The following is a 6590-nucleotide window of genomic DNA, read 5'->3' on the forward strand; positions in this document are numbered from 1 at the left end:
ANGGCGGCCGCCANNNCCANTGGGGCGACATGTGGCATTATGCNNTNNCNNNNATGGTCGTCGCGGCGCGNGCCAACGGCTTNCGGCCNATCGACGGGCCCTTCGGCGATTTCTCGGACCCCGAGGGCTACAAGGCCGCCGCCTATCGCGCCGCGGTGCTGGGCTGCGAGGGGAAATGGGCCATCCATCCCAGCCAGATCGCGCTGGCCAACGAGGTGATGAGCCCCTCGGCCGCCGAGGTCGAGCGCGCGCAGAAGATCCTCGACGCCATGGCCAAGGCCGAGGCCGAGGGCAAGGGCGCCGTCTCGCTGGACGGCCGGCTGATCGACTATGCCTCGATCCGCCAGGCCGAGGTGCTGGTCCAGAAAGCCCGCCAGATCGCGGCATGACGGCAAGGATCGCCGATATGCGGGCCCTGGCGCGGAAGCTCTATGACGCCGCCGTGCGCGCGGCCGATCCTGCCCTGGCCGTGCGCCGGCATTTCCAAGACCACCCCCCTGCCGCACCTGCGGCGGGGGGGCAGACCATCCTGATCGCCATCGGCAAGGCCGCGCCCGCCATGCTGGCCGAGGCGATGGCCCATGTCTCCGGCCCGATGACGGCGCTGGCGGTGACGCATGACGGCAATGGCCGGGACATTCCCGGCGCCCGCGTCCTGACCGCCGGCCATCCCGAGCCCGACGAGGCCGGGCTGGCTGCCGGGCGGGAGATCATCGCGCTGCTGGACCGGGCGGGGCCGCAGGACCGGGTGATCGCGCTGATCTCGGGCGGCGGCTCGGCACTGGTTCCGGCGCCGCGGCCGCCGCTGACCCTGGCCGACAAGCAGCAGGTGAACCGGCTGCTCTTGGCCAGCGGGCTGGAGATCGGCCAGGTGAACCTGGTCCGCCAGCAGCTTTCCGACCTGAAGGGCGGCGGCTTCCTGCGCCATGCCGCCCCTGCCCCGGTGACGGCGCTGATCCTCTCGGACGTCATCGGCAACGACCTGGGCGCCATCGCCAGCGGCCCGACCGTCGCGCCGCTCGGCAGCCCGCGCGAGGCGCTGGAGCTGCTGGCCGGGCGGGGGCTGCTGGAGAAGCTGCCGCCGAAGGTGCGCGAGTTGCTGGAAACCGGCGCACCTCCTGCCCCCCTGCCCGAGGCCGAGAACCACCTGATCGGCAGCAACGAGATCTCGCTTGCCGCGATGCTTGCCGCCGTGCCCGAGGGCTGGGCGGCCCGCATCGTCAGCGACCGGCTGACCGGCGACGTGGCCGAGGCCACCGCCCGCATCGCCGAGGCGGCCGGCAGCCGGCGCGACCGGCCCGAGGCGCTGATCTTCGGCGGCGAGACCACCGTCGCGCTGCGCGGCACCGGCAAGGGCGGGCGCAACCAGGAACTGGCGCTGCGCATCGCCCTGATGGGCCGGGACTGGCCGGGGCACTGGGTCTTTCTCAGCGGCGGAACGGACGGGCGCGACGGCCCGACCGACGCCGCCGGCGGCATCGTGGACGCCGGCACCGCCGACCGCATCCGGGCGGCCGGCCGCGACGGCCCGGCGCTGCTGGCCAACAACGACAGCCACGCGGCGCTGAAGGCGGCGGGCGATCTGCTGCTGACCGGCGCGACCGGCACGAATGTCGCCGATGTCCAGGTGCTGCTGCTGGCCTGACCCATCCGCCCGCAACGCAAACGCAAACGGCCGCCCGTGGGGGCGGCCGTCGCGTTTCAGGGATCCGGCCTCAGCCCGGCAGCTGGAAGACCATGTTTGCCACCACGACCACGGCCAGGCCCGCCGCCAGCGCCAGATAGGGCAGGATGCCCGCCCGCCTCGGCCCGAAGCTGGTCGCGTCGTTGGCCAGGCCCAGATCCTCCATCGCCTCGGCCGGGAAGCGGCCCTTATCGGTGACATAGTGGCGCCACAGAAAGATCGGTACGATCAGCGCCGCGAAGATCGCGCCCGAAACCAGCGCGTTGGAATAGCCCCAGACCTTGGCCCCCGCGCCCAGGAACAGCGCATTGACGAAGGCCAGCAGGGTGTTCAGCCCGATCAGCCAGGTCGGCGCGCGCCAGGGCCGCTCCAGATGCGGCGAGTCGATGCGATGGATCCAGCCGGCATTGAGGTTCAGGAAGTTGAAGGTCAGGTAGCCCACGTTCGAGATGGCCAGCACGTAGAAATAGCCGTTCGCATCCGAGGCCAGCGCCAGCAGGAACAGGTTCACCACGAAATTCGTCCACATCGCGTTGACCGGGGCGCCCTGTTCGTTCACATGGCCCAGGTATTTCGGCAGCAACCCGTCCCGCGACCCCTGGTAGAGCGTCCGGGCCGAGCCGGCGCAGGCCGTCATGATCGCCATGAACAGCGCCAGCAGCATCAGGACGGTGAACAGCTGCGCCACCACCGGCCCGGCGCCGATCATGCCGCCCAGGGCCTGGGCGATGCCGGTGCCGTCGACGATCTCGGGCGCCAGCATCCCCTCGATGCCCAGAACCCCCTGAAACGAGAACGGAATCAGGCAGAAGAACGCCATGCAGAGCAGGCCGGTGAAGAAGATCGCGCGGAAGGTGTCGCGCTTGGGGTCCTTCAGCTCGCGCGTGTAGCAGACGGCGGTCTCGAAGGCATAGGTGGACCAGGCCGCGATATAGAGCCCGCCCAGAACCAGCGTCCAGCCGCCCAGGTTCCAGCTGCCCGGCTCGGCCGAATAGGCGCTCGCGGGCGGCAGGATGTTGGTGATGTTGGCATAGTCGATCGAGCCGGTGAAGATCGGCACCAGCCCGACCAGCATCAGCGGCACCAGCACGATGATCGCCATCCATTTCTGCGCCGTCGCGGTCGAGGCGACGCCGCGATACTGGATCGCGATCAGGATCAGCATCAGCAGCGCGCCGATGACGAAGGTGGTGTTGAAGTAAAGCGTGAACAGGCCCGGAATTTCCAGGTTGAAGGCCGTCCAGCTGCGGATCGCCGGGGTCAGCGCCGCCACCGCGTCGCTGGTCAGCAGCGCCCGGATCGCCTCGGCGCTGCCAAGGCCGGGATGGGCGGCCAGGTATTCGGCCACGCGCGGACTGTCGGCGGTGAGGGAACCCGCATGGGCGGCGACCCAGTCCAGCACCGGCTGCGATGTGGCCAGCGGCACCGGGAACAGCGCGTTCAGGATATAGCCCGCCGCGATGGCGCAACCCAGCGACAGGACCGGCGACCAGGCGAACCAGTTGCACCAAATCGACAGCGGCGCCACCGGCTTGGCATAGCGCAGCCAGGCCATGGCGCCATAGACCGAGGCGCCGCCGGACTTGTTGCCGAACATGCCCGCCATCTCGGCATAGGTGAAGGACTGCACGAAGCCCATCATCATCGAGACGATCCAGACGACGAAGGCGACCTTGCCGGTCGTGCCGGCGATGCCACCCAACGAAAACAGCACCAGCGGCGGCACGCCCGCGGCGATCCAGAATGCGCCCGTCCAGCTGAGCGAACGGACCATATGGCCGTTCTCTTGCGGCGTCTCCGCCGTTGTGGTCGTATATGTCATTGCAAGACTCCCCTGCCGGCTTTTCTGTTCCGGCCGCCCCCGCCGGCGGGAACGCGGCTTGTGCTTCTCGAATACCCGCCATTCGGGGAACGGCGGCATGACGACGCCCTTCCGGCGGCCACATGGCCGGCCGGCTCGGCCCCGCATCGGGGGCGGCTGTTGCCCGGTCGGGTTGTCCCAGCCCTACTCGTCGGCGAAGATTCCGGGCGAGGTCGGCTTCCCGTCGTCGAACTTCGCGAGATAGTCGATGATGATCTGGCGGTTGACGGCGAAGCCCTTGTAGTCGGCCAGCTCGTCGGGCAGGTCGCGGATCACCCGGTGCAGCCGGCGCGCCCATTTCGGCACCGTCACCAGATCCTCGAGCGCGATCAGGTAGCAGCGGATCGGAAAGGCCAGCGCGTTCGAGCGCGGCAGCCGCCAGAAGCTCTGCAGCTCCACCCGCAGATATTGCCTGGCCCCGACATTCTCGGGGGTGATGGTGCGCTTCTCGGGGCCCCAGAGGTGATAGTTCTCGGGGCTGGTGTCCAGACGCGGATTGACCGTCATCGTCCAGTTCAGCCGCCGCGACGGCGCGCCCTGCTGCACCGCCAGCAGGAATTTCAGCGCCCGCTGGAAGATGCCCAGCTCGGCCGCCTTCGGCACCGGCGCATGCCATTCGAAGAAGTTCATGCCGATGTCGAAATCCAGCGACCAGTCCGCCTGGCTGGTCACCATGCCCGCATCCATCCACAGGTTGCCCTCGCGCTGGTCCAGCAGCGCGAAATCGCCCTGCGCCTGGCGGGTGACGTATTCCAGCGGCCCGCAGGGCAGCGTCGTCGGGTCGAGGAAGGTGAAGCGCTGCTCGATCCCCAGCGGCCGGTTGATCCAGTGCCAGCGGTCGCCGTCGCGATGCAGCTGGAACAGCTCGGGGTAATCCTCGGCCTTGCACTGCATGATCAGCTCCAGCAGGTCCCAGCCCGCCAGCGCCATATGCGGCAGCGACTGGCAGCGCAGCGGGTCCCCGGCCAGGGTGATCGCCCGGTCGCGCATCTCGGCCACGTAATGCTCGTCCACGTCGAAGCGCTTCTCGAAGACGCTGCCGGCGCGGCCCCCCGTCCCGTGCGGCTCCATGTTGACGGAATACATGTAGTCGTCCTTGTCGAACGGGAACGGAAAGCGCCGGATGGCTTCGGCCGAGTTGCGGAAGCTGTAATCGTCGCGGAAGGTCTCGTCGTTGAACCGGATGGTCATGGCCGGGCTCCTATCGGTCGATGATCAGCGTCTCGCCGCGGAAGCGCGAGACGCAGGGCATGATGCGGCTCTGCGAGGAGCGCTCGTCCTCGGACAGCCAGTGGTCGTGATGCTCGATGCGGCCGTGGCAGGACAGCACCCGCGTCTCGCAGCGCCCGCAGGCGCCGCCGCGGCAGGACCAGTCGATCTCGGCCCCGGCCGCCTCCAGCGCCTCGAGCAGGCTCTGATGCGCGCCGACCGCGATGGTCCGCCCCGAACGCGCCAGCACCACCGCGAAGGGCCGGCCGGGCGGCGGCGCCTGGAAGACCTCGGAATGCAGCGCGGTCTGCGGCCAGCCCAGCCGGGCGCCCGCTTCCGCCACCGCACCGATCAGCCCCTCGGGGCCGCAGGTATAGACATGCGTGCCAAGCGGCTGGCCCGACAGGATCGCGCCCAGATCCATGCGGTTGCCCTCCTCCGAGATATGGGCATGGATATGCGGCACATCCGGCAGCAGCTTCAGCCCGGCCGCCTCGGCGCGCGAGCGGGCGGCGTAATGCAGCTCGAAGGGCAGCTGCATGCGCAGAAGCTGGCGGACCTGGGCGACGAAAGGGGTGATGCCGATGCCGCCGGCGATCAGCACGTGCTTGCGGGCCCGCAGGTCCAGCGCGAAGAGGTTCAGCGGCAGCGAGACGCGCAGCAGGTCGCCCGCCCGCACCCGGCCATGCATGAAGCGCGAGCCGCCGCGCCCGCCATCCTCGCGCCGCACCGCGATCTCGTAGCCCGAGCCGTCCTGCGGGTCCGAGATCAGCGAATAGGCGTTGCGGCGCAGCACCTCGCCGTCCGGCATCTCGACCACCACATGCGCGCCGCCGGAAAACAGCGGCAGGGCCGCGCCCTGCGGGTGTTCGAAGCGGAAGCGCTTGACCAGCGGCGTCAGCGGCTCGGCCGCCGCCACGCGCAGCATCAGGGACGTCATGGCTTGATCTCCTGCGGCTCGGGCACCTGGCCCGGGGTCTCGGCATCGACGCAGACCCCCTGGAAGGCGCCGATGCGGCGCGAGTAATGGTCGCGCACGAACAGGTTCAGCCCGCAATGCGAACAGGCGAACGGGTCGGTGGCGACGTTCTCGGTGATGCCCTTGCAATGCACGCATTGCACCCGCCGGGCGAAGCCGCCGCGATGCTCGGCATCGATCGCCTCCAGCGGCATTCCGGCGGCCAGCGCCTCGGCCGTGGCCTGGCCGATCAGCCCCTCGCCGCCGGCAAGATAGAGCCGGGTGCCCATATGCGCCTCGGCCAGGGCCCGGGCGAAGCGCGGCCGCAGCGCCGCCCAGCTCGGCCCCTCGACATAGCCGGCCGGCCCCAGCGCCCGCAGCCGCGACCCCAGTTCGGGACCGGCGCCGGCGGGGATCCAGAACAGCTGCGCCCGGCGCATGACCGAGGGGTCGGCCCGGGCCAGCGCGGCCAGCGCCTCGCCGCCCGCGCCCTCGGCCAGCATCAGCGAGGCCAGCGCCCCGTGCGGGCGCAGCCCGCCATAGACCGGGCGGCTGGGGATGGAAGATGAAAATTCCGTGGCTCGCATTGGCGGCGTTCTCCCTGTCGCGGAGGGGGCGGGGCGGTCCTGGCGCCGCCCGCGCGCCCCGGGGTCGGTTCAGCCCTTGGCGGTGCGGCGCTTCTTCTCGGGGTCGTGGAAGGGCATCGGCTGCGCCGTGGCGGCGATCTCGCCGCCCGGGTTGCGGATCGTCAGCGGCGTGCCCGGAACCGCGCAATCCACCGGCATCCGCGCAATGCCGATATTGTGCCCGTTCAAAGGGCTGTAAAACCCGATGGTCACCACGCCCACCTCCTTGCCGTCCCGGATGATCGGAGCGCC

General features: G+C 70.2%; 6 protein-coding genes and 1 pseudogene (1 of these 7 only partly in view). 2 read left to right on the forward strand and 5 right to left on the reverse strand.

Annotated features, from left to right (window positions below; translation table 11 throughout):
* Both L632_RS0119340 and L632_RS0119345 read left to right on the forward strand, forming a co-directional pair.
* Positions 1 to 389, forward strand: a pseudogene (locus tag L632_RS0119340) (CoA ester lyase) (it extends 586 nt beyond the left edge of the window).
* 17 nt (positions 390 to 406) lie between these two features.
* Complete coding sequence (locus L632_RS0119345) at positions 407 to 1645, forward strand: glycerate kinase (RefSeq protein WP_232221006.1); 1239 nt, start codon at positions 407 to 409, stop codon at positions 1643 to 1645.
* A gap of 70 nt (positions 1646 to 1715) precedes the next feature.
* Here the strand turns inward: L632_RS0119345 and L632_RS0119350 are convergent, their stop codons facing one another.
* The 5 genes from L632_RS0119350 to L632_RS0119370 form a co-directional block, all read right to left on the reverse strand.
* Complete coding sequence (locus L632_RS0119350; protein ID WP_028717398.1) at positions 1716 to 3506, reverse strand: APC family permease; 1791 nt, start codon at positions 3504 to 3506, stop codon at positions 1716 to 1718.
* Positions 3507 to 3689: 183 nt separating this feature from the next.
* Positions 3690 to 4736 (reverse strand): DUF3445 domain-containing protein, encoded by a 1047-nt coding sequence (locus tag L632_RS0119355; protein ID WP_028714562.1) that lies wholly within the window; start codon positions 4734 to 4736, stop codon positions 3690 to 3692.
* A 10-nt stretch (positions 4737 to 4746) separates the two neighbouring features.
* On the reverse strand, positions 4747 to 5694 hold the full coding sequence (locus L632_RS0119360) for a PDR/VanB family oxidoreductase (RefSeq protein WP_028717399.1): 948 nt from the start codon (positions 5692 to 5694) through the stop codon (positions 4747 to 4749).
* Positions 5691 to 6299, reverse strand: a complete 609-nt coding sequence (locus L632_RS0119365; protein WP_028714564.1) for a dimethylamine monooxygenase subunit DmmA family protein — start codon at positions 6297 to 6299, stop codon at positions 5691 to 5693. Before L632_RS0119365 ends, L632_RS0119360 begins: the two co-directional genes overlap by 4 nt.
* Before the next feature lie 69 nt (positions 6300 to 6368).
* The coding region (locus tag L632_RS0119370; protein ID WP_028714565.1) for a glycine cleavage T C-terminal barrel domain-containing protein at positions 6369 to 6590 on the reverse strand (222 nt) is incomplete at its 5' end.

The organism is Paracoccus sp. J39, from assembly GCF_000518925.1.
GTDB lineage: Bacteria > Pseudomonadota > Alphaproteobacteria > Rhodobacterales > Rhodobacteraceae > Paracoccus.